This is a genomic window from Klenkia taihuensis (assembly GCF_900112525.1).
Lineage (GTDB): Bacteria > Actinomycetota > Actinomycetes > Mycobacteriales > Geodermatophilaceae > Klenkia > Klenkia taihuensis.
The window spans coordinates 881,944-904,553 of record NZ_FOMD01000001.1 but is presented as its reverse complement, the minus strand read 5'-3'; the positions used below and the strand labels follow the sequence as shown (position 1 = coordinate 904,553).

Sequence of the window (22,610 nt, the reverse complement as noted above, 5' to 3'; positions counted from 1 at the left end):
GTGCAGGTCGGACACGCCCGGCGTCGGCGCGTCCGAGCTGCGGATGACGATGATCAACAGAGCAAGGCTCAGCCGAGGGCGTCGATCGCCTTGTGGATCCGCTGCTCGCTGACCGGGCGGGGCGTGCCCACCGACTGGGCGAACAGGCTCACCCGCAGCTCCTCGACCATCCAGCGGATCCGCACGACCGGGTCGTCCGGTCCGCCCACCCGCGGCACCCGGCCTCGGACCTCCAGGTACTCGGCCCACACCGCCTCGACCTGGGCCTGCCACAGCGTGTCGCGGGCGGAGGCGGCGGGCAGCTTCTCCAGCCGCACCGCCATCCCCCTGAGGTAGCGGACGACGTCGGGCAGCCGCCTGCGGCCGGTCGCGGCGACGAAACCGCGGTGCAGCAGGCCGGTCATCTGCGCCCGCAGGTCGGCCACCACCGCGGCCGGCACGCCCCGGCCGGGGGCCGCGCCGATGGCGATCGCGGTCTCGCGCGCCTGGGTCAGCACGGTCTCCACCCGGCGCACCACCTCGGCGGTCAGCGTGTGCAGCTGGGTGCGCGAGGCCTCCACCAGCGCGTCGAAGGCCTCCTGGGTCCGCGGCGGCCCGCCGTGCAGGGCGACCAGCTCGTCGGCGGCGGCGTCCACGCAGTCGGCCACCAGGTCGGGGATCTCGCCGTCCGGGTTGAACTGCAGGGCCAGCCGGCTGCGCGGCTGCAGCGACTTGACCACCTTGGCCGCGGGGGAGCCCACGGTGAGCAGCAGCAGCCGGCGCGCCCCGGCCCAGCTCAGCCGCGACGCCTCGGCGGCGGTGGGCACGACCCGGACGCCGACCGTGGTGCCCTCGTCGACCAGCGCCGGGTAGGCGGTGACCAGGTGGCCCTGCCGGTCGACCTGCACGGTCTCCGGCAGCGTGCCGAGGGTCCAGGAGGTCAGCCCGGTGCGGGAGACGTCGGCCGAGGCCCGGGCCAGCGCCCTCCGCGACTCCCCCGCCACCTGCGCCCGCAGCGCGTCGAGGTCCTTGCCGGTGGCCAGCGGGCGGTCGCGGTCGTCGAGCACCCGGAAGGTGGCCCGCAGGTGGTCGGGCACCGAGGACGGCGACCACGCGTCCGGCGGCACCTGCACCGCCACCGCGCGGCGGATCTCCCGCTCCAGGGCCGGCAGCAGCGGCTCGGTGGGGTCGATGTGCGGCAGCACCTCGCGCACCCGGTCGGGGATCGGCACCAGGCCGCGGCGCAGCTGCTTGGGCAGCCCGCGCAGCAGCGCCGTCACCAGCTCCTCCCGCTGCCCCGGGACGGTCCAGGCCAGCGAGGCACCCGACGTCTCCGCGGCCACCGTGTCCAGCACACCCAGCGGGACGTCGACGGTCACGCCGTCGTCCTCGGCGCCGGGGTCGAAGGCGTAGGACAGCGGCAGCACCAGGCCGTGCGTCAGGTGCACCTCGTCCGGGAAGTCCCCGGCCCGCACCTCCTCGGCGACGGCGGCGTCGGTGACCATCTCCGGGGTGAGGTCCAGCAGGTGCGGGTCGCGCCGGCGGGCCTGCTTCCACCACGTGTCGAAGTGCCGGGTGGACACGACCTCGGGCCCGATGCGGGCGTCGTAGAGCTCGAAGACGGTCTCGTCGTCGACCCGCAGGTCGCGGCGGCGGGCGCGCTCCTCGAGCTCGGCGACCTGGGCGAGCACCGCCTGGTTGTGCGCCCAGAACCGGTGGTTGGTGTGCCACTCGCCCTCGACCAGCGCGTGCCGGATGAACAGCTCGCGGCTGAGCACCGGGTCGATCGAGCCGTACTGCACGCGGCGGCCGACCACGAGCGGGATGCCGTAGAGGGTGACCCGCTCGGTGGCCACGACCGAGCCGCGCTTGGCGTCCCACCGCGGCTCGGAGTACTGGCGCTTGACCAGGTGGTCGGCGAGCTTCTCGATGGTCTCGGGATCGACCCGGGCGACGGTGCGGGCGAACAGCCGGCTGGTCTCCACCAGCTCGCCGGCGACCACCCACCGCGGCGGCTTCTTCGTGAGCACCGACCCGGGCGCGATGACGAACTTGGCGCCCCGCGCGCCGAGGTACTCCCGCGATCCGCGCCGCTTGTCGCCGGGCGAGGCGTCCTTGCCGAGGTCCTGCTGCAGCCCGACCTGGGAGAGCAGGCCCGACAGCAGCGCGGCGTGCACACCGCGCTCGTCCGGTTCGGGCGCCAGGTCGCCGGTCGTCATCCCGAGGCGCCGGGCGGTGCCGCGCAGCTGGCCGTGCAGGTCCTGCCACTCCCGGATCCGCAGCCAGTGCAGGTACTCGCGCTTCACGGTGCGGCGGAACTGGTTGCCCGACAGCTCGGCCTGACGCCCGACCAGGTAGCGCCAGAGGTTGAGGATCGAGGTGAAGTCGGAGTCCTCGGCGGCGAACCGGGCGTGCAGCTGGTCGGCGGCGGCCTGCGCGTCGGCGGGGCGCTCGCGCACGTCCTGCACGGTGAGCCCGGCGGCGATGACCAGCACCTCCTCCAGCACCCCGCGGCGGTCGGCCTCGACGACCATCCGGGCCAGCCGCGGGTCCAGCGGCAGCGCGGCCAGCGCCCGGCCGGTCTCGGTCAGCCGGCCCTCGGTCAAGGCACCGAGCTCGTCGAGCAGGGCGTACCCGTCGGCCACCGCGCGCCGGTCCGGCGGGTCCAGGAACGGGAAGTCCTCCACCGCGCCCAGCCCCAGCGACGCCATCTGCAGCAGCACGGAGGCCAGCGACGTCCGCAGGATCTCCGGGTCGGTGAACTCCGGCCGGCTCTCGAAGTCCTCCTCCGAGTAGAGCCGGATCGCGATGCCGTCCGACGTGCGGCCGCACCGGCCCGAGCGCTGCCGGGCCGAGGCCTGGCTGATGTCCTCGATCGGCAGCCGCTGCACCTTGGTGCGCGCGGAGTACCGGCTGATCCGCGCCGTGCCGGGGTCCACCACGTACCGGATGCCGGGCACGGTCAGCGACGTCTCGGCGACGTTGGTGGCCAGCACGATCCGCCGGCCGGTGTGCGGCTGGAAGACCTTGTGCTGGTCGGCGGCCGACAGCCGGGAGTAGAGCGGCAGCACCTCGGCCTGCAGGGCCGCGTCGGCCAGGGCGTCGGCGGTGTCGCGGATGTCCCGCTCGCCGGCCAGGAACACCAGGACGTCGCCCGGACCCTCGGCCACCAGCTCGCGGCAGGCGTCGACGATCGCCGTCACCTGGTCGCGGTCGGGGTCGGCCTCCGGGTCGTCCGGGTCCACCACGGGCCGGTACCGGACCTCGACCGGGTAGGTGCGGCCGGACACCTCCACGACGGGGGCGTCGCCGAAGTGCTTGGCGATCCGGTCGACGTCGATGGTCGCCGAGGTGATGACGACCTTGAGGTCGGGACGGCGGGGCAGCAGCTGGGCCAGGTAGCCGAGCAGGAAGTCGATGTTCAGCGACCGCTCGTGCGCCTCGTCGACGACGATGGTGTCGTACTGGCGCAGCAGCCGGTCGCGCTGCACCTCGGCCAGCAGGACGCCGTCGGTCATCAGCTTGACCAGGCTGGTGTCGCTCACCTGGTCGGTGAACCGCACCTTGTAGCCGACCACCTCGCCCAGCGCGGAGCCCAGCTCCTCGGCGATCCGCTCGGCGACCGTGCGCGCGGCGATCCGGCGCGGTTGGGTGTGCCCGATGCGGCCGCGGACACCCCGGCCGAGCTCGAGCAGGATCTTCGGCAGCTGGGTGGTCTTGCCCGACCCGGTCTCGCCGGCCACCACGACGACCTGGTGGTCGCGGATCGCCGCGGCGATGTCGTCGCGCCGTCCGCTGACCGGCAGCTGCTCGGGGTAGGTCACCGCGGGGACGGCGGCCGCGCGGGCGGCGATGCGCGCCTCGGCACGGGCGACGTCGGCGGCGAGCTGCTCGTGCTTGCGGGCGCGGGCGGCGGGGTCGCGCACCCCGCGCAGCTGGTCCAGCCGCCGGCGCAGCCGGTGCTCGTCGTCGAGGGTCAGCGCGGGCAGCCGGGACCGTAGTTCGTGGGTCTCGGCAGGCACGCCCTCCAGGGTCCCACCCGCCCGCCACCCGGTTCTCGGTGCAGGGAGCAACCAGTTGCCCACCTCACATCAACATGCACCCTGCAACTGATTGCATGTACCGCACAACGAGTTGTACCGTCCAACCGTCCCGCGACCGCGGGTCGCCCCACCCGCGAGGAGCACGCATGACCGACTCCCTCCTCACGCCGAACCTCGACGGGGTGTGCAGCCGGCCGGGCGACGTGTCCACGGTCTCCGACCAGATCTCCCGCCTGATGCGGGTCATCCACGCCCTCAAGGCGGCCATCACCGCCGGTGGCGACTCCCGCGAGCGGGCCGCCCACGTGCTGCTCTTCCCGCTGCTCCGTCTCGGACCGCAGCGGCAGAGCGCGCTCGCCGAGATGGTGCACGCCGACCCCTCGACGATCAGCCGGCACGTCGCGCTGCTGGTCGAGAACGGCCTGGTGCGCCGGGAGGCGGACGCCAGCGACGGCCGGGCCAGCCAGCTGGTGATCACCCCGGCCGGCGAGTCCGTGGTGGCCGCGATGCACCGCGAGCGCGAGGCGCTGTTCCACACCGTCACCGCCGAGTGGTCCGACGCCGAGCTCGCCACCTTCGGCAGCCTGCTGGACCGCTTCGTCAGCGACCTCACCGACGCCCTGCCCTCCGTCGCGGCCGCCGCCCAGGGCACGGCCGCCCCCCAGATCCCCGCTGCCGCCGCCGGCGTGCAGCGGACCCGACCCACCCCCGAGAAGGACCGATGACCCAGACCACCGACCGCGGTCCCGCGGCCGCCGGCACCCGCGCCGCAGCCGCCGCGCCCGGTGCCGACGGCACCTTCACCCACCGGCAGATCATCACCATCCTGGTGGGCCTGCTGCTCGGCATGTTCCTGGCGGCGCTCGACCAGACGGTCGTCTCCACGGCCATCCGGACCATCGCCGACGACCTGCAGGGCTACGACCTGCAGGCCTGGGCCACCACGGCGTTCCTCATCACGTCGACGATCGCCACCCCGCTGTACGGCAAGCTCTCCGACATCTACGGACGTCGTCCGTTCTTCCTCTTCGCGATCGCGGTGTTCGTGGTCGGGTCGGCGCTGTGCGGCATCTCGACCTCGATGTACGAGCTCGCCGCCTGGCGGGCCGTGCAGGGCATCGGCGCCGGTGGCCTGATGTCGCTGGCGCTGGCGATCATCGCCGACATCGTGCCGCCCCGTGAGCGCTCGAAGTACCAGGGCTACTTCATGGCCGTCTTCGGCACCTCCTCGGTGCTCGGCCCGGTCATCGGCGGCGCCCTGGCCGGCCAGGACTCGATCCTGGGCCTGGCCGGCTGGCGCTGGATCTTCTGGGTCAACGTGCCGCTGGGCATCCTGGCGCTGGCCGTCGTGTTCAAGAACCTGCACCTGCCCCACCAGCGGCAGAGCCGGCGCATCGACTACCCCGGCGCCATCACCCTGGTCGCCTTCCTGGTGCCGCTGCTGATCGTGGCCGAGCAGGGCCGGACCTGGGGCTGGGGCTCCACCAGCGCGATCGTCTGCTACGCCATCGGCGCCGTCGGCTTCGTCGCCTTCGTGCTGGCCGAGCGGGCCTACCGCGACGACGCGCTGCTGCCGCTGCGGATGTTCGCCAACCGCACGTTCTCCGTCAGCGCGATCAGCTCGGTCGTCGTCGGCATGGGCATGTTCGGCGGCCTGCTGCTGCTCCCGCAGTACCTGCAGATCGTGCACGGCTCCTCGGCCACCGAGGCCGGCCTGCAGATGATCCCGCTGGTGCTGGGCATCATGACCGGCGCGATGAGCTCCGGCATCGTGATCGGCCGGACCGGCAAGTACAAGAAGTTCCCGCTCATCGGCCTGGTGCTGATGATCGGCGCGCTGACCTCGCTGTCGTTCATCGTCGGCGCCGACACGAACTACTGGGTCATGGTGCCGTTCATGGTCGCCATGGGTGTCGGCCTGGGCTTCAACTTCCAGCCGATCATCCTGGCCGTGCAGAACGCCGTCAGCCCCCGCGAGATCGGCGTGGCCACCTCCTCGGTGACCTTCTTCCGCCAGATGGGCGGCACGCTGGGCACCGCGATCTTCCTGTCGGTGCTGTTCAGCTCGCTGCCGACCAACATCGGCGACGCCTACGCCGACGCGCAGTCCAGCGCTGCGTTCCAGCAGGCCGCGCAGGCCAACCCCGACCAGCTCCAGCAGCTGCAGGGCGCCGGCGCCGACCTGTCGGACACCTCGTTCGTCCAGCGGCTGGACCCCACCCTGGCCCTGCCGTTCAAGGACGGGTTCTCCACCTCGATCGACTTCGTGTTCCTGCTCGCCGCCGCCGCCCTGGTCATCGGTCTGGTCGTGCTGTTCTGGCTGCCGCAGGTCGCCCTGCGCAACCAGTCCGGCGTCCAGGCCCGGGCCGCCGGTGCCGGTGCGCCGACCGCCGACGCGCCCACGGAGCAGCCGGCCACCGTCGCGGCGAACGCCGCCGGTGCGGCCGCGCCCACCTCGGTCGCCGCCACGGACCCCGCCACGGACCCCGCCACGGACCGGGCCACGACCGACACCGGCCGGCACGGCGTCGTGACCGACCAGCCGGCCGGCAAGCACGAGGACACCGGGGCCGACCACGGCAGGCACGAGGGGGACGACGGCCGGCCCACGGGGCTGGACAGCATCCCCGCCGACCACCTCCCGGCCGGCCGCCCCCAGGACTGACGTCCGCCCGCACCACCGCCGAGGCCCCCGACCGCACCCGCGGCCGGGGGCCTCGTCGCACCTGCGCCCCCCACCCCCTGTTGATCATCGTCAGGTGCAGGCCGGACACGCCGCGCGCCGGCGAGCCCCGGCTGCACCTGACGATGATCAACTGCGCGGGGGGAGGGCGGGGGGAGGGCGCGGGAGGGTGCGGGGGTGGGGGCGTTCGGGCAAGGTGCGGCCATGGGCGACCCCTTGTTCCCCGGGTTCGAGGTGCTGGACGTCGACGTCGAGCACCCGCAGGGCGGCACGCGGGTGCACGCGGTCACCGGCGGCGAGGGTCCGCCGCTGCTCCTGCTGCACGGCTACCCGCAGACCCACGCGCTGTGGGCCGGGATCGCGCCCGACCTGGCCCGCGACCACACGCTGGTCGTCCCGGACCTGCGCGGCTACGGCGACTCCGGCAGGCCCGCCGACACCCCGGACCACGCCGGCTCCTCCTTCCGCGCGATGGCCGCCGACGCCGCCGCGCTGATGGCCCACCTCGGCCACGACCGGTACGCGGTGGTCGGCCACGACCGCGGCGCCCGGGTCACCCACCGGCTGGCCCTCGACCACGCCGACCGCATCACCCGCGCCGCCGTCCTCGACGTGCTGCCGACCGCGCACGTCTACGCGCACGTCGACCGCCGGCTGGCCACCGCCTACTACCACTGGTTCTTCTACCTGCAGCCCGCGCCGCTGCCGGAGAACCTCATCGCCGGGGACCCGACCGGCTACCTGCACAGCCTGCTCGGCGGGTGGGGCGGTCCGCTGGGCGCGCACTCCCCCGCGCAGCTGGCCGAGTACGAGCGCTGCTTCGCCGACCCGGCCACCCGGCACGCGATGCTCGAGGACTACCGGGCCGGCGCGTCGATCGACCTGGAGCACGACGAGGCCGACGCCGCCGCGGGCCGGCGGGTCACCTGCCCGCTGCTGGTGCTGTGGGGCGGGCGCAGCGTGGTCGGCACCGGCCCGGAGGACGTCCTGGCGGTCTGGCGCGAACGGGCGGACGACGTCCAGGGGCAGCCGGTGGACGCCGGCCACTTCCTCGTCGACGAGGCCCCGGACGCGACCCTGGCCGCCCTGCGGAGCTTCCTGGCGCAGGCCTAGCCTCGGGGCATGCGCGAGTCACTCGTCCTGTCCCGCCGCGACCTGGACTTCCTGCTGCACGAGTGGTTGCAGGTCGAGCAGCTGACGAAGCGGGAGCGGTTCGCCGCCCACGACCGCGCGACCTTCGACGCCGTCGTCGACCTCGCGGCCGAGATCGCCGTCGAGCACTTCGCGCCGCACAACCGCGCCGCCGACGAGCACGAGCCGCACGTGGTGGACGGCAAGGTCGTGCTGGTGCCCGAGGTCGCCGCCGCGCTCAAGGTGTTCGGCGAGGCCGGTCTGGTGGCCGGCACGCTGCCCGAGGAGCTGGGCGGCCTGCAGCTGCCGCAGGTGGTCAGCAAGGCCGCCACCGTGTGGTTCCAGGCGGCCAACGTGGGCAGCTCGGCCTACCCGTTCCTCACCATGGCCAACGCGCACCTGCTGCTCGCGCACGGCAGCCAGGAGCAGGTCGACACCTACGTGCGGCCGATGGCCGAGGGCCGCTGGTTCGGCACGATGGCGCTCAGCGAGCCGCAGGCCGGGTCGAGCCTGGCCGACATCACCACCAGGGCCGAGCGGCAGGACGACGGCTCCTTCCGGCTCACCGGCACCAAGATGTGGATCTCCGGCGGCGACCACGAGCTCAGCGAGAACATCGTCCACCTGGTGCTGGCGAAGGTGCCGGGCGGACCGGCCGGGGTGAAGGGGATCTCGCTGTTCGTCGTCCCCAAGTTCCTGCCCGAGGGGGACGGCGTCGGCGAACGCAACGACGTCGTGCTGGCCGGGCTGAACCACAAGATGGGCTACCGCGGGACGACGAACACCCTGCTCAACTTCGGGGAGGGCGTGCACACCCCGGGCGGGCGCGCCGGCGCCGTCGGCTGGCTGGTCGGCGAGGAGAACCGCGGCCTGGCCGCGATGTTCCACATGATGAACGAGGCCCGGGTCGGCGTCGGGCTGGGCGCGACCGCGCTGGGCTACACCGGCTACCTGCACGCGCTGGACTACGCCCGCACCCGCACCCAGGGCCGCCCGCCGGCCGGCAAGGACCCGCTGGCGCCGCCGGTGCCGATCATCGAGCACAGCGACGTCAAGCGGATGCTGCTGGCCGCCAAGAGCTACGTCGAGGGCGGCCTGGCGCTGGGTCTGTACTGCGCGAAGCTGGTCGACGAGGAGCAGACGGCGGAGACCGCCGAGGAGCGCGCGGCGGCGCACACCCTGCTCGAGGTGCTCACCCCGATCGCGAAGAGCTGGCCCTCGCAGTGGGGCCTGGCGGCCAACGACCTGGCCATCCAGGTGCACGGCGGCTACGGCTACACCCGCGACTTCCCGGTCGAGCAGTTCTACCGGGACAACCGGCTCAACCCCATCCACGAGGGCACGGTCGGCATCCAGGGCCTGGACCTGCTCGGCCGCAAGGTCGTCGCGGGGGGCGGCGAGGGCCTGCGGCTGCTCGCCGAGACCATCGGAGCGACGACCGCGCGGGCGGCGAGCACCGAGTGGGCCGACCTGGCCGCGGACGTCGACGCGGCGGTGGCCCGGGTGGGCGAGGTGACCGCGACGCTGTGGGGTGCGGGCGACCCGGACGCCACGCTGGCCAACGCCACGGTCTACCTGGAGGCGGTGGGCCACGTCGTGGTGGCCTGGCTGTGGCTGGAGCAGGTGCTGGTCGCCGGGGACGGCGAGGGGGCGTTCTACGCCGGCAAGCGGGCCGCGGCCCGGTACTTCCAGCGTTACGAGCTGCCGCGGACGGGGCCGCAGCTGGACCTGCTGGCGAGCCTGGACCGGACGACGCTGGACGCCGACCCGGACTGGCTCTGAGCAGCCGCGGTCAGGCGGCGGCGGACTCGGCGGCGGCGGCGTGCCGACCGCGGGGGGTGGGGGCGTTCGCGGTGCGCTTCTCGGTCTCGTACCGGGACGTCGACTGCGTCCCCATCGCGATCACCAGGGCGGTCAGCAGCAGGAAACCCACCAGGGTCACGACCGGCCACAGCAGCATCGGGTTGGTCTCCCCATCCTCTCGAGAACCCGGCGGAGGCCCGCCGGGACGTCGTCCGTGACGTCCACTGCCCGCATCTTCGGCAACCGAACCCCGCATCACCCGGAACCCAGGTGAACATCCCGTAACACTGCTCACAATTCCGGACGGCGTGGTCCCATACCGGGGTCAGGCTACCGATACCTACCGGGAGGTCCCGTGACCCGCGATGCCCCGCGTGCCGGGTTGCTGGTGCTCACCCTGTCGCTGGCGGTGACCACGCTGTCGCTGCTCCAGTCGCTGGTGGTGCCGATGCTCCCGGTGATCGGGGAGCAGCTCGGCGTGGGTGCGGGCGCCGCGGGCTGGGTGCTGACGGCGAACCTCCTCGCCGCCGCGGTGCTGACGCCGGTGATCGGCCGGCTGGGCGACACCCTGGGCGAGCGGCGGGTGGTGCTCGGCGTCCTGGTGGTGATCAGCGCCGGCACGCTGCTGGCGGTGCTGACGACGTCCCTGCCGTCGCTGCTGGTGGCCCGGGTGCTCCAGGGCGCCTCCTACGGGCTGTTCCCGCTGTCGATCTCGATCCTGCGCCGCGAGCTGCCCGCCGGCCGGCTGACCGTCGCGATGTCCGTCGTGTCCAGCACGCTCGCGGTCGGCGGCGTCATCGGCCTGGTGGTCACCGGGCTGCTCACCCGGGACGGCGGCGACTACCACGGCCCGTTCTGGCTGGGCCTGGCCATCGCGCTGGTGTCGCTGGCCCTGGTCGCCTGGGCGCTGCCCGACCGCCCGGCCAGCGCCACCGGCGGGGTCGACTGGTGGGGCGCGGTGCTGCTCGGCGCCGGGCTGGTGCTGCTCCTTCTGCCGCTCTCGCAGGGCCACACGTGGGGCTGGGGCTCCCCGCTGACGCTGGGCTGCCTGGCCGGCGCGGTCGTCGTGCTGGTCGGCTGGGTGCTGCTGCAGCGGCGCCGCACCCACCCGCTGGTGCGACCGCAGCTGCTGGCCGACCGCCGGATGCTGGTGCCCAACGTCGCCGGGCTGATGACCGGGTTCGGCCTGTTCGCCTCCTTCCTCGCGGTCACCCAGTTCGTGCAGGTGCCCGAGGCGGCGGGCTACGGCTTCGGGGCGTCCACGCTCGAGGCGGCCGTGGTCTACCTGCTGCCCGGCGGCGTGGTCGGGATCGTGCTGGCGCCCTTCGCGGGGCAGGTGGTGTCCCGCATCGGCGGGGAGACCACGCTGCTCATCGGGGCGGCGTCCGGGCTGGTCGGCTTCACCCTGTTCGCGCTGGCCCGGTCGGTGCCGTGGGTGGTGGTGCTCATCGGCCTGCTCACCCAGCTGGCGGTCACCGTCGCCTTCGCTGCGCTCCCGGCGCTGGTGGTGCAGGCGGTCGACCCGAGCGAGACCGGGGTGGCCAACGGGGTCAACTCGATCACCCGGTCGGTGGGCAGCGCCCTGGCCAGCGCGCTGATCATCACGGTGGTGGCGGGCTCGGCCGACGCGACCGGGCTGCCGTCGAACGGCTCGTTCACCGTGGTCGCCCTGCTCGGCGGCGGCAGTGCGCTGGTCACCGGCCTGGTCGCGCTGTGGGGCCGGCGCAGTGCGCGACGGCGGCCCGACGAGCTCGCCGACGTCGAGCGGGCCACCGCCTGCGCCGGCGAGTGGTCCCCGGTGAGCGGGATCCGTTAGGGGGCGCAGCGCGGCGCGAGGTTCGTCGACGCCCAGGCGGCGAGCTGCTCGAGCACCGGCGAGAGCGCCGCGCCCGAGTCGGTGAGCGCGTAGCTGACCCCGACCGGTGGGCCGGCGTCGACGGTGCGCTCGACCAGACCGGCGGCGGCCAGCTCGGTGAGCCGGTCGGACAGCACCGAGTCGCTGATCCCGCCGACGGCCCGCCGCAGCTCGCTGAAGCTGGCCGGGCCGCTGCTGAGCACCCCGATGACCAGGCCGTTCCAGCGCTTGCCGAGGAAACCGAACGCGTGGGCGAGGGCGGCGTCGCACGTCCGCGGGGCGTGCTGGACGTCGTCGCTCACGCGGGCCAGCGTACTCGTGCTAGCTTCGTGCCGGTCGCTCGTTTTTCCCTAGCGACCTCTACGAACCTAGCGAGGTAGCCATGTCCCTGTTCCGCCTGGACGCCAGCATCCGCACCGAGGGCTCGGCCAGCCGGGCCATCGCCGACATCGTGGAGACCGAGTGGCGCGCCGGGAACCCCGACGCCCCGGTCACCCGCCGGCACGTGGGCACCGAGCCGCTGCCGGCCACCGCCTGGGCCGCCGCGGTCAACGGCTCGTACGCGCCCGCCGACCAGCGCACCCCCGAGCAGTCCGACGCGATCGCCCTGGCCGCCACGCTCACCGACGAGCTCGTCGACGCCGAGGCGCTGCTCCTCGCCGTCCCGCTGTACAACTTCGGCGTCTCCCAGCACCTGAAGACCTGGGTCGACCTGGTCATCACCGACCCCCGCATGGCGCCCGGGCAGCAGCCGCCCCTGGCCGGCAAGCCCGCCGTCCTGGTCACGGTGCACGGCGGCAACTACAGCGCCGGCACCCCCCGTGAGGGCTGGGACCACGCCACCGGCTGGCTGCGCCGCATCCTGGCCGACGTCTGGCAGCTCGACCTCACCGTGGTCACCCGCGAGTTCACCCTGGTCGGCGTCAACCCCGCCCTCGACGAGTTCGCCGACCTGGCCGCGGACCTCAAGGCCTCCGCCGAGCAGGAGGCCGCCGAGCACGGCCGCCGGCTCAGCTCGGTCCGCACCGCGGCCTGACCGGTCGCCGGTCGGCGGGGCGACCCGCCGACCGGCGTCCGTTTCCGTTCCGCGATCCCGGGCACCAGGGTGGACGGCGGGAGCAAACCGCTTCCCTGCGACCGCCGGAGTCCCACGATGTCCAGCAGCAACCGGGGCGCACCGCCCCGTGACGAGAAGATCTCCCAGGGTGGGCGCGCCGACCACGCCCCCACCGGGGCGGACCCGAAGGCCACCACCGGGGGCACGCTCAAGCGGCTGGTCACCGAGACCAGCGAGGACAACCTCACCGACTGGGCGGCCTCGCTCACCTACTACTTCGTGCTGGCGATGTTCCCGGCGCTGATCGCCCTGGTCTCGATCGTCGGGCTGGTGTTCGACCCCCGGCAGATCACCGACGCGCTGACCCAGATCCTCGACCAGGTCGCACCGGGCACCGCCTCGCAGACCTTCTCCGGCGTCATCGAGCAGGTGGCCGGCAGCACCACCACCGCCGGGTTCGGGCTCGTGGTCGGCCTGGCCGGCGCGCTGTGGTCGGCGTCGGGCTACGTCGGGGCGTTCACCCGCGCGGCCAACGTCATCTGGGAGACCCCGGAGGGGCGGAAGTTCTACGTCCTCAAGCCGCTGCAGCTGCTGGTCACGCTGATCGGCATCCTGTTCGTCGTCGTCATCGGCCTGGCCGTGGTGGCCACCGGCCCGCTGACCGACGCGATCGGCAACGCCCTGGGGCTGGGCAGCACCGCCACCACCGTCTGGGACATCGCCAAGTGGCCGGTGATGGTCGTGCTCGTCGCGATCATGATCGCGGTCCTGTACTACGCCACGCCCAACGTCCGGCTGCGCGGCTTCCGCTGGGTCTCCCCCGGGGCGGCCTTCGCGCTGGTCGTCTGGCTGGTCGCGTCGGCGCTGTTCGCGTTCTACGTGGCCAACTTCGGCAGCTACAACAAGACCTACGGCGCGCTGGCCGGCGTCGTCGTGTTCCTGGTCTGGCTGTGGATCACCAACCTGGTGCTGCTGGTCGGCCTGGAGCTCGACGCGGAGCGCGAGCGGACCGTGGAGCTGCGCGAGGGCGTGCCCCGCGCGGACAAGGAGATCCAGCTCGACGCCCGCGCGGAGCCCAAGGACCAGCGGACGACGTAGGGCTCAGCCCCGTTCGGCGGACCGGCGCATCGACCACATCTGCGCCGGCCGCTCGAACTGGGTCGCGATCTCCCAGGAGACGTGCGGCGGGCCGGTCTCCTTGCGGAAGTTGGCCACCGCGACCCGGGCCAGCTCGGGGTCGGCCGCCACGCGTGCGGCCAGCTCCCGGGCGCGGGGCTCGACCTCGTCGGCCGGCAGCGACGCCCAGGCCAGGCCGAGCTCGGCGGCGCGGGCACCGCTGACCTCCTCGCCGAACAGCGCCATCGCCGACGCGGCCTCCCGCCCCACGAGCCGGGACAGGATGACGAAGTGCCCGCCACCGGGGTGCAGGCCGCGCTTGAGGAACCCGCAGATCAGCCGGGCGTCGTCGGCCACGACCCGCAGGTCGGCGGCCAGCAGCATGTTCATCCCCGCCCCCACGGCCGACCCGCGGACGGCGGCCACCGTGGGCACCCGCACCTGGCCGAGGCGGTAGAACGAGTCGTAGATGGCACCCATGCCGTCCCAGGCGGGCCCGGCGGCGGGGTCCTGGCCGGCGTCGAGCAGGGTCTGCACGTCGCCGCCGGCGCAGAAGCTCCTGCCCACCGCGGTGAGCACCAGCGCGCCGACGTCGTCCCGCCCGTCGACCTCGTCGAGCACCGCGATGAACTCCGCGGCCATCGCGGGGGTCAGCGCGTTGCGCCGGTCGGGGGCGTTCAGGGTGACGACGGCGACGCCGCCGTCCACCTCGAGCAGGACCTCGCTGTCAGCCATGCCGCTGATCAGACCACGGAACGCTCGTCCTCGAGACGCTGGGCACCGCTGGTGGTCTTGAGCGCCTTCTCCTTGATGAACACGACGACGACCAGGGCCAGCGCCGCCAGCGGGGTGGCGATGAGGAACAGCTCGGCCGTGGCGTCGCCGTAGGCGTCGCGCACCAGGCCGGCGACCTCCGGCGGCAGGGCCGACATGTCCGGCGCCGCGGCGTGCCCGCCGCCCGACGCACCGCCCAGGGCGCCGAGGTCGGAGCTGACCCGGGCGGCGAGGACCGCGCCGAGCACGCTGACGCCGACCGTGCCGCCCAGGCTGCGGAAGAAGGACAGCACCGAGGTCGCCGAGCCCAGCTGCGCGGCGGGGACGTCGTTCTGCGCGGCCAGCACCAGGTTCTGCATGAGCATGCCGACGCCGGAGCCGAGCACGACCATGTAGGCGCCGATCAGCACGATCGAGGTCTGCGCGTCGATCGTGGCCAGCAGGCCGAAGCCGAGGGTCATCAGCGAGGCACCGGCCACCAGGTAGCGCTTCCACCGGCCGCTGCGGGTGATCAGCTGACCGGCGACGGTCGAGGAGACCAGCAGGCCGAAGATCATCGGCAGCGACAGCAGGCCCGCCGCGGTCGGCGAGTAGCCCAGGGAGACCTGGAAGTACTGGGACAGGAACACCGTGCCGCCGAACAGCGCGATGCCGACCAGGGCGCTGGCGACCACGGTGAGGGTGATCGTGCGGTTGCGGAAGATGCTCAGCGGCACGACCGGGTCGGCGACCCGCGACTCCACCCAGACGGCCAGGGCCAGCAGGACCAGCCCGCCGGCGACCAGCAGCGCGCTGGTGCCCGAGACCCAGTCGTAGGAGTTCCCGGCCAGGGTGACCCAGATGAGCAGGGTCGAGACGCCGGCGGTGATGAGCAGCGCGCCGAGCCAGTCGACGCGGGTACCGGTCCGCGTGACCTGCTGCAGCTTCAGCGTCTTCTGCAGCAGCACGATGGCGGCCAGCGAGAACGGCACGCCGATGAAGAAGCACCAGCGCCAGCCCAGCCACGAGGTGTCGACCAGCAGCCCGCCGATCAGCGGCCCGGCGACGGTGCCGACGGCGAAGACGGCGCCGAAGATGCCGGCGTACCGGCCCAGCTCGCGCGGCGGGATCATCGCGGCCATCACGATCTGCACCAGCGCGGTCAGGCCGCCGGCGCCGATGCCCTGCACCACGCGGGCGGCGATGAGCATCGTGGTGTCCTGCGCCAGGCCCGAGGCCAGCGAGCCGACGACGAACAGGCCCAGCGAGCCCTGCACCAGCAGCTTCTGGCTGTAGAGGTCGGCGAGCTTGCCCCACAGCGGCACGGTGGTGGTCATCGCCAGCAGCTCGGCGGTGACCACCCAGGTGTAGACCGACTGGCTGCCACCGAGGTCGCTGATGATCGTGGGCAGGGCGTTGGAGACGACGGTGCCGGCCAGGATGGCCACGAACATGCCCATCATCAGGCCGGACAGCGCCTGCAGCACCGAGCGGCGGTCCATGGCCGTCTGCGCTCCGGCGACGGGTTCCTGCGTGGTGGTCACTGTTCCTTCTTCTTCCGGGGTGGGGTGGGCAGGCCGGCGGCGACGGCGTCCAGCGCCTCGTCGACCAGCTCGGCCAGGGGGACGGTGCCGGCGTGCCAGCGCATGAAGGCGACCCGGACGGCGGCGGTGGTGACCGCGGCGACCAGGTCGGGGTGCAGGTCGGTGCCGGCGGTGGTGCCGGTGCGGGCGGCGACGGCCTCGGCCAGGGCGCGCTCGTCGGTGGCGCCGAGCTCGACGAGGCGGGGCAGCAGCGCCGGGGTGGCGGCGATGACGGAGAACCGGTCGCGCCAGGTGGCGGCGTCGTCCTCGATGCGGGCGAGGTCGGCGCGCATCGCGGCGCGCAGCGCGTCCAGCAGCGGCAGGCCGGGGTCGGTCTCGGCGAGCCGGTCGCCCAGCCTCGGCCGGTCGGGGCCCTCGGGCTGCAGCAGCGCCTCCTCCTTGGAGGCGAAGTGGTTGAAGAAGGTGCGGTAGGAGACGTCGGCGGCAGCCGCGACCTCCTCGACGGTGACGTGCTCGAAGCCCTTCTCCACCGCCAGCCGGAGCACCGCCGCGGCCAGCGCGGCCCGGGTGTCGGCCTTCTTCCGCTCGCGCAGTCCGGTGCTCACGGCAACCATCGGACACCTTCGCTGCACAGTGTGCAAGTTTGCTCGGTGTGCAGCCAGTCACGCTGGACGCCCGTGGTTCGATCTCCGCACACGGTGTGCGCGGAGGGAGACAGGTGGCCGACGACGGCGAGGTCCCGGCGTCCCAGACGCTGGACCGGGGCATCCGCGTGCTCGAGCACCTGGCCACCACCCGCACCCCGCAGTCGATCGCCACGGTCGCCGCCGCGGTCGGGGTGCACCGGTCGGTCGCCTACCGGCTGCTGCGCACCCTGGAGGCGCACCGGCTGGTCGAGCGCGACGCCGAGGGCAGCTACGGCGTGGGCCTGGGCGTGGTCGGGCTGTCCCGCGCCGTCCGCCGCACCCTGCAGGCCGCCGCCACCCCCGAGCTGGCCCGGCTGGTGCAGCAGCTGGGCATGACCGCCTTCCTCGTCGTGCGGGACGGCGCCGAGGCGGTCACCGTCAACGCCGTCGAGCCCCGCGACTCCCCCGCCCACGTGGCCTTCCGGCCGGGCAACCGGCACCCGGTCGAGCTCGGCGCCACCGGGCAGGCGCTGCTGATCCCCGAACCGCCCGCCGACGACGACCGCGCCGAACTGGTCGCCGCCCGGGCGCGCGGGTGGGCGTCGTCGCTGGGCGAGGTCATCCCGGGCATGCGGGCCGTCGCCGCGCCGGTCCGCCGTCCCGACGGCTCGGCCGCGGGAGCCCTGGCGGTCATCTTCGTGGACCAGACCGTCGACGCCGGGGTGGTCGGCCCGGTGCTGGTCACGGCCGCCGACCGGGTCTCCGACGCCCTGGGTTGAGCCCCCCGACGGCGGGGGTAGGCGGCCCCGACGCCGACGAGGGGAACCGCCGTGCACCTGCTGGTCCTGGGCGGAGGTGGCTTCCTCGGCCACCACGCCGTCACCGCCGCGCTGGGCCGCGGCCACGAGGTCACCGTGCTCAACCGCTCCGGGGACACCCCGGTCGAGAACGCGGTGGTGCTCACCGGCGACCGGAACGGCGACCTGTCCGCGCTGGGCAGCGGCACCTGGGACGCGGTGCTGGACACCTTCACCGACCCGCGCCCGGGCCGGCCGGCGATCCGGCGCACCGCCGAGCTGCTGTCGGGCCGGGTGGGCACCTACGGCTACGTGTCGGGGATGAGCGTCTACGCACCGGCCGGCCCCGCCGTCCCCGACGAGTCCGCCCCGGTGCGCACCGCCGGCACCGAGCCCGGCGACGACCCCCTGCAGGAGCGGTCGCTGGCCAAGCTGGGCGCCGAGGACCTGCTGGACGACGTGTTCGACGGCCCGGTGTTCGTCCCCCGGGTCGGCATCATGGTCGGCCCGCGCGACCCCTCCGACCGGTTCAGCTACTGGCCGCTGCGGCTGGCCCGCGCGCTGGCCGGCACCCGGGAGGGACCGGTGCTCGCCCCCGGCGACCCGGCGCGGCCGGTGCAGCACAGCGACGCCCGGGACGTCGCCGACTGGGCCGTGGCGATGCTCGCCGAGGGCGCGTCGGGCACGTTCAACGCGGTGGGCCCCGGCCGCCGGGAGACCCTCGGCGAGGTGCTCGACGCCTGCCTGGTCGCCGCCGGGGGCAGCCCGGGTGACGTCGAGGTCGTGTGGGGCGACGAGGACCGGCTGCGCGAGGGGCTGGCCGGTGTCCCCGAGGAGCGCCGTCCGCTGTGGTTCCCCGAGGACCAGATCCCGCAGGACGCCGTGGACAGCTCGGCCGCGCTGGCGGCCGGGCTGTCGTTCCGGCCGGTCGTGGAGACCGCCCGCGACACCCTGCAGTGGGCGTGGGACCACGCGCTGGACGAGGGCCTGGCCGCAGGGCTCACCGCGGAGCAGGAGCGGGACCTGCTCCGGCTCGCCCGCTGACTACCGTGGCGGCATGACCGAGCCCGCCGAGGAGACCCCCGAACCGCAGAAGACCCCGGTCTGGTGGACGGCGGTGCCGGTGCTGGTGGGCGCCTACGCGGTCTACGGCCTGGCCCGCGGCGACACCGGCTCGATCTGGCCGTGGGGCGACATCGTCATCCTCGTCGTGGCGCTGGTGCTGCTGGGGATCGTGCTGGCACCCCGGCTGCGCGGGCGTCGCTGACCGCGTCGGGGAACGAGCGGTCCCCGAACAGCACGGCCCCGGCCAGCGCCCGGCCCGGGGGCGAGGCCAGCAGCGGGAAGCCGGCCTCCACCAGCCCGGGGGCGCGGACGGCGGCCAGTGCCCGCCGCAGCGCGATCCGGCCGCGGAAGGCCCGCCGCAGCGCCGCGCCGTTGTAGCCCACGGGGGCCGCGCCGGTGCGCAGCGCGGTGTGCAGGACGTCGACGGCCTGCGCGGCCTGGCGCAGGCACGGGTCCAGGCCGCCGGCCGTCAGCGGGGAGACCGCGCCCGAGGCGTCGCCCACGAGCAGGCCCTCGGGTGAGCTGATCCGGCGCAGCAGGCCGCCGACCGGGATGGGGCCGCCCCGGCGCTCGGCGTCGGCGGGGACGGCGTGGTGCAGGCCGGGGGCGGTCGCGGTGAAGCGGCGCAGCGCCGCGGTGAGGCCCTGCGGGTAGCGGTCGGGGTAGCCGGCGGTGCCCACGTGCACGTGCTCACCGTCGTCGACCACCCAGGCGAGGTAGCCGGGTGCGAGGACCGGGTCCAGGACGCAGTGGAAGGCCGGCGGCCGGTCGTGCCGGGGCACGGCGAAGACGGCCTCCGCGCCGACCAGCAGGTGCTGGTTGCGGTCCAGGCCGAGCTCGGCGGCCACCCGGGAGCGGGCGCCGTCGGCCCCGACCAGGAACCGGGCCCGGGTGGTGCGCTCGCCGTCCGGGCCGGCCAGCCGCCAGCCGTCGCCGTCCCGGCCGAGGAAGCGGGTGGACAGCGCGATGCGCACGCCGGCCTCGACGGCGTCGCGGGCGGCGGCGAGGTAGAGGCCCGCCATGTCGCCGACCCGGTACTCGGTGCGCGGGCTGTCCAGCACGACCGCGCGGCGGCCCGAGGGCGGGTGCAGCACGACCCGGCTGATCGGCGGGCCGAGGTGGGCGGCGGGCAGCGGGAAGTCGGCGAGGGTGCGGGCCACGAAGATGCCGGTGGTGCGCACCGCGCCGTCCAGCCGGGAGCGGCGGTCGACCAGGACGACGTCGTGGCCGCGGCGGGCCAGGCCGGTGGCGGTGTGCAGGCCGGCCAGGCCGGCGCCGACCACCAGGACGTCGGTCACGAGACCACCTCGGCGTCCTCGTCGACCCACTGCAGCAGGTCGCCGGGCTGGCAGTCCAGCACCCGGCAGATGGACTCCAGGGTGCTGAACCGGACGGCCTTGGCCCGGCCGTTCTTCAGGACGGCGACGTTGGCGGGGGTGAGCCCGACCTTCTCGGCGAACTCGCCCACGCCCATCCGGCGCTCGGCGAGCAGCACGTCGATGCGCACGACGATCGGCATCAGATGACCTGCTCGAGGTCGGCGCGCAGCTCGGTGGCCTGGCGCAGCAGGGAGCGCAGCACCAGCACGACCAGCTCGACGACGACGATGCCGAGCAGCACGACGAACAGCAGCAGCGGCAGGCCCGGGTCGGTCGCGTTGACGCCGACCAGCAGGAAGCCGGCGGCGAACACCGCTCCCCCGCCGGCGGTCGCCCGCACGATCACGTCCACCCAGCGCAGCGCGTCGGGGGTGAAGATGCGGTCGCGCTCGACCATGCCGAGCAGCTTCCAGGTGGCGACCAGCACGACCTCGAACCCGAGCAGGGTGCCTCCGGCGACCAGGGTCAGCGGCCAGCGCAGCCAGGCCAGCTCGGTGTCCACGCGCGCCATGTAGGCGAACTGGCCGGGGAAGGAGAACAGCTGCAGCACCAGCACGACCCCGAACAGGGCGACCAGGAAGACGCGGAGCAGCGGGACCACCCGCAGACGAGGCATACATCGACTATCGATAGCTACCTATCGAATGTCAACAGCTTGTGCCGCGGCGCGCCGCGTGGGTGTGCCGCGTTGCGGGGTTCTCGCCCTGCCGTCGCCCATCGAGTGGGCGGGATCCTCGCAACCCGATGTCGCCGGGTACCACTGGAGGGGTGGGCCCCGTGGGGATCGAACCCACAACCCGCGGATTAAAAGTCCGCTGCTCTGCCAGTTGAGCTAGAGGCCCGTGGCGCGACGCCACCCGGTGAGCCTACGGGCGGGTGCACGATGGGCCGGTGATCCTGCCGCCGGTGCGCGACCCGCGGATGGTCACCGTGCGCCGCGGCGGCACGCTGACCGACGAGCACCACCACCTGCTCGCGCTGTGGGCCGCCGCGTGCGCCGAGCGGGTGCTGCCGCTGTTCGCGGCCGAGCGCCCCGACGACCCCCGGCCCGCCGACGCACTGGCCGCCGTCCGGGCCTGGACCCGCGGCGAGCTGCCGATGATGGTCACCCGCGCCGCCGGCGGGCACGCCATGGGCGCCGCCCGCGACCTGCGCGGCGCCGCCCGGTTCGCCGCCTACGCCGCCGGCCAGGCCGCCGTCGTCGCGCACGTCGCCGAGCACGACCTCGGCGCCGCCGCCTACGCGATCAAGGCGGTCCGCGCGGCCGGGGGCCCCGACGCCGGACGCCGGGAGCGCGACGCGCAGCGCACCCTGCTGCCCGCCGCCGTCCGGGACCTGGTGCTGGAGGACCAGCAGCGGCGCGACGCCCTGTGCTGGTCGGTGTTCAGCGCCTGAGCGACCACCCAGCGTGGCCGGCGCCCGACCGGTCACCCGTCCGGGGCCGCGCGCGCACCGATCGAGGGATGCCGCGGCCACGCAGGGTCACCTAGCGTCGTCCGGGTCCCCGCCCAGACCCTGCAGGAAGCGAGCGCCCCCATGCCCGGCAAGCACCAGGTCTCCCCGACCGGGCCGCTCGTCCAGGGCCGCGTGCTGCCGCCGCGCCCGCGCCTGCTCACCCGGCTGGGTCGTCACCGTGCGCAACCGGCCGCTCCCTCCGCCGCGCGGCTGCTGGTGCTCGTGCCCGCCCAGGACGCCGAGCGCACGATCGCCGCGACCCTGCGCTCCCTGCAGGCGCAGACCCGGGTGCCCGACCGCGTCGTGGTGCTCGCCGACGACTGCCTCGACGACACCGAGCAGGTCGCCCGCGGGTTCGAGGGCGTCACCGTCATGCGCACCGTGGAGAACCCCGACGGCCGCGCGGGCGCGCTGACCGCCGGCTGGCGCCGGTTCCGCACCGGCGCCGACCTGGTCGCCGTCGTCGACGCCGACACCGTGCTGGCCCCCGACTGCCTCGAGCAGCTCGAGCGGGCACTCGACGGGCGGACCGGTGGCGTCGTCGCCCGCTACGGCGTCGACCAGGAGCTCGGCTCGACCCCGGTCGCCCGGCGGCTGGTCCGTCGTGACGCCGCCGAGCTCGCCGACTGGACGTTCGGCGCGCTGCGCGGCGAGCGGGCCGAGTACGCCCTGGACGGCCAGGTCGGGCTCTACGACGGCGACGCGCTGCGCACCGTCACCGCCCGCCGCGACACCCCCGGCCCGTTCGACCTGCTCGACGGCGACCCCCAGCTGCTGCGCGACCTGCGCCGCGCCGGGGCACCGACCAGCACCGTCGCGACCGCCCGGGTGCACGCCGGTCCGGTGCTCACCGTGGGCGGGCTGGCCCGGCGCCGCCGGGTCCGGGCCGAGCGCGACGCGCTGGCGCTGCGGTCCGGCGACCCCCGGCGGCTCGGCCGCGCCCGCACCGCCCTGCTCCTCGGCGCCGGCGCCCGGGTCGGGCTGCTCGCCGTGCTCGTGGGCGCCCTCGCCGCCGGCGCCCCGCTGTGGCCCTGGCTCGCCGTCGCGGCCGTCGCCGCGGTCGTGGGCGGGGTGCAGGCGTGGCGGCTGCCGCACCGCTCCCCCGCCGACGTCGTCGCCGGTGCGCTGGTGCTCCCCGGCGAGGTCGACCTGTGGCTGCGCGTCGGCTGCACGGCCGCCGGCTGGGCCCGCGCCCTGCGCGTCCCCTGACCAGGGGTGGCCGGCCCCCTCCGGTCACCCCTCATGCCTGCGCCGCGGCCCCCCACCGCGGTCGCGGGTGCACGACCCCGACCCCGGACACGCCCTCCCCCCTGAGGCGCGTCCG

Annotated in this window: 21 protein-coding genes and 1 tRNA gene; 12 read left to right on the top strand and 10 right to left on the bottom strand. The window is 74.7% G+C overall.

What is annotated here, in order from left to right; translation table 11 throughout:
* Positions 1-68: 68 nt before the first annotated feature.
* Entirely contained in the window at positions 69-4,001 is a 3,933-nt protein-coding gene (gene hrpA / locus BM158_RS04435) for an ATP-dependent RNA helicase HrpA (RefSeq protein ID WP_191328655.1), read from the bottom strand.
* 167 nt (positions 4,002-4,168) lie between these two features.
* On the opposite strand from hrpA, the gene BM158_RS04430 reads away from it, so the two are divergent.
* From BM158_RS04430 to BM158_RS04415, 4 genes are all read left to right on the top strand, one after another.
* The gene (locus BM158_RS04430; RefSeq protein ID WP_091555023.1) at positions 4,169-4,747 is read left to right on the top strand and encodes a MarR family winged helix-turn-helix transcriptional regulator; all 579 of its coding nucleotides are present in this window, start codon (positions 4,169-4,171) and stop codon (positions 4,745-4,747) included.
* Positions 4,744-6,687, top strand: a complete 1,944-nt coding sequence (locus tag BM158_RS04425) for an MDR family MFS transporter (protein ID WP_091555021.1) — start codon at positions 4,744-4,746, stop codon at positions 6,685-6,687. The genes BM158_RS04430 and BM158_RS04425 overlap by 4 nt, the downstream gene beginning before the upstream one ends.
* 222 nt (positions 6,688-6,909) lie before the next feature.
* Positions 6,910-7,818, top strand: coding sequence for an alpha/beta fold hydrolase (locus BM158_RS04420; RefSeq protein WP_091555019.1), 909 nt, complete (start codon positions 6,910-6,912; stop codon positions 7,816-7,818).
* 9 nt (positions 7,819-7,827) lie between these two features.
* On the top strand, positions 7,828-9,618 hold the full coding sequence (locus BM158_RS04415; RefSeq protein WP_091555016.1) for an acyl-CoA dehydrogenase: 1,791 nt from the start codon (positions 7,828-7,830) through the stop codon (positions 9,616-9,618).
* Positions 9,619-9,628: 10 nt separating this feature from the next.
* Here the strand turns inward: BM158_RS04415 and BM158_RS21685 are convergent, their stop codons facing one another.
* Positions 9,629-9,796, bottom strand: coding sequence for a hypothetical protein (locus tag BM158_RS21685; protein WP_165628834.1), 168 nt, complete (start codon positions 9,794-9,796; stop codon positions 9,629-9,631).
* A gap of 198 nt (positions 9,797-9,994) precedes the next feature.
* Here BM158_RS21685 and BM158_RS04410 point away from each other — a divergent pair, with 198 nt between their 5' ends.
* Positions 9,995-11,455: an MFS transporter gene (locus tag BM158_RS04410; RefSeq protein WP_091555014.1), complete on the top strand. Its 1,461-nt coding sequence runs from the start codon at positions 9,995-9,997 to the stop codon at positions 11,453-11,455.
* On the opposite strand, the gene BM158_RS04405 is transcribed toward BM158_RS04410, so the two are convergent.
* A complete protein-coding gene (locus BM158_RS04405) occupies positions 11,452-11,796 on the bottom strand; it encodes a winged helix-turn-helix transcriptional regulator (RefSeq protein ID WP_091555012.1) in 345 nt (114 codons plus the stop codon). The two genes, BM158_RS04410 and BM158_RS04405, sit on opposite strands and share 4 nt — an antisense overlap.
* Positions 11,797-11,876: 80 nt before the next feature.
* On the opposite strand from BM158_RS04405, the gene BM158_RS04400 reads away from it, so the two are divergent.
* Positions 11,877-12,530, top strand: a complete 654-nt coding sequence (locus BM158_RS04400; RefSeq protein WP_091555011.1) for an FMN-dependent NADH-azoreductase — start codon at positions 11,877-11,879, stop codon at positions 12,528-12,530.
* Between the two features lie 117 nt (positions 12,531-12,647).
* On the top strand, positions 12,648-13,649 hold the full coding sequence (locus BM158_RS04395; RefSeq protein ID WP_091555009.1) for a YihY/virulence factor BrkB family protein: 1,002 nt from the start codon (positions 12,648-12,650) through the stop codon (positions 13,647-13,649).
* Between the two features lie 3 nt (positions 13,650-13,652).
* On the opposite strand, the gene BM158_RS04390 is transcribed toward BM158_RS04395, so the two are convergent.
* The 3 genes from BM158_RS04390 to BM158_RS04380 are packed head-to-tail and all read right to left on the bottom strand — an operon-like array spanning position 13,653 to position 16,569.
* Positions 13,653-14,402 (bottom strand): enoyl-CoA hydratase/isomerase family protein, encoded by a 750-nt coding sequence (locus BM158_RS04390; protein ID WP_091555007.1) that lies wholly within the window; start codon positions 14,400-14,402, stop codon positions 13,653-13,655.
* A gap of 8 nt (positions 14,403-14,410) precedes the next feature.
* Complete coding sequence (locus tag BM158_RS04385) at positions 14,411-15,964, bottom strand: MDR family MFS transporter (RefSeq protein ID WP_229827655.1); 1,554 nt, start codon at positions 15,962-15,964, stop codon at positions 14,411-14,413.
* Complete coding sequence (locus BM158_RS04380) at positions 15,961-16,569, bottom strand: acyl-CoA-like ligand-binding transcription factor (protein WP_207506161.1); 609 nt, start codon at positions 16,567-16,569, stop codon at positions 15,961-15,963. The genes BM158_RS04385 and BM158_RS04380 overlap by 4 nt, the downstream gene beginning before the upstream one ends.
* 113 nt (positions 16,570-16,682) lie before the next feature.
* Between BM158_RS04380 and BM158_RS04375 the strand changes: the two genes are divergently transcribed.
* The 3 genes from BM158_RS04375 to BM158_RS04365 are packed head-to-tail and all read left to right on the top strand — an operon-like array spanning position 16,683 to position 18,654.
* The gene (locus BM158_RS04375; RefSeq protein ID WP_091555004.1) at positions 16,683-17,369 is read left to right on the top strand and encodes an IclR family transcriptional regulator; all 687 of its coding nucleotides are present in this window, start codon (positions 16,683-16,685) and stop codon (positions 17,367-17,369) included.
* Positions 17,370-17,420: 51 nt separating this feature from the next.
* Positions 17,421-18,431 carry a Rossmann-fold NAD(P)-binding domain-containing protein gene (locus tag BM158_RS04370; RefSeq protein ID WP_091555002.1) on the top strand — a complete coding sequence of 337 codons (1,011 nt, stop codon included), beginning with the start codon at positions 17,421-17,423 and terminating at the stop codon, positions 18,429-18,431.
* Positions 18,432-18,444: 13 nt separating this feature from the next.
* Positions 18,445-18,654: a hypothetical protein gene (locus BM158_RS04365; protein WP_091555000.1), complete on the top strand. Its 210-nt coding sequence runs from the start codon at positions 18,445-18,447 to the stop codon at positions 18,652-18,654.
* Here the strand turns inward: BM158_RS04365 and BM158_RS04360 are convergent.
* The 4 genes from BM158_RS04360 to BM158_RS04345 form a co-directional block, all read right to left on the bottom strand.
* Entirely contained in the window at positions 18,587-19,750 is a 1,164-nt protein-coding gene (locus BM158_RS04360; RefSeq protein WP_229827656.1) for an NAD(P)/FAD-dependent oxidoreductase, read from the bottom strand. The genes BM158_RS04365 and BM158_RS04360 overlap by 68 nt on opposite strands.
* The gene (locus tag BM158_RS04355; protein WP_091554998.1) at positions 19,747-19,971 is read right to left on the bottom strand and encodes a helix-turn-helix domain-containing protein; all 225 of its coding nucleotides are present in this window, start codon (positions 19,969-19,971) and stop codon (positions 19,747-19,749) included. The genes BM158_RS04360 and BM158_RS04355 overlap by 4 nt, the downstream gene beginning before the upstream one ends.
* Entirely contained in the window at positions 19,971-20,447 is a 477-nt protein-coding gene (locus tag BM158_RS04350; protein WP_091554997.1) for a DUF2975 domain-containing protein, read from the bottom strand. The genes BM158_RS04355 and BM158_RS04350 overlap by 1 nt, the downstream gene beginning before the upstream one ends.
* A 153-nt stretch (positions 20,448-20,600) precedes the next feature.
* Positions 20,601-20,673: transfer RNA gene (locus tag BM158_RS04345), tRNA-Lys, on the bottom strand.
* A gap of 49 nt (positions 20,674-20,722) precedes the next feature.
* Between BM158_RS04345 and BM158_RS04340 the strand changes: the two genes are divergently transcribed.
* The gene (locus BM158_RS04340; protein ID WP_091554995.1) at positions 20,723-21,226 is read left to right on the top strand and encodes a putative immunity protein; all 504 of its coding nucleotides are present in this window, start codon (positions 20,723-20,725) and stop codon (positions 21,224-21,226) included.
* Positions 21,227-21,367: 141 nt separating this feature from the next.
* Positions 21,368-22,495, top strand: a complete 1,128-nt coding sequence (locus BM158_RS04335) for a glycosyltransferase family 2 protein (RefSeq protein ID WP_091554993.1) — start codon at positions 21,368-21,370, stop codon at positions 22,493-22,495.
* The last annotated feature ends 115 nt before the right edge of the window (positions 22,496-22,610 follow it).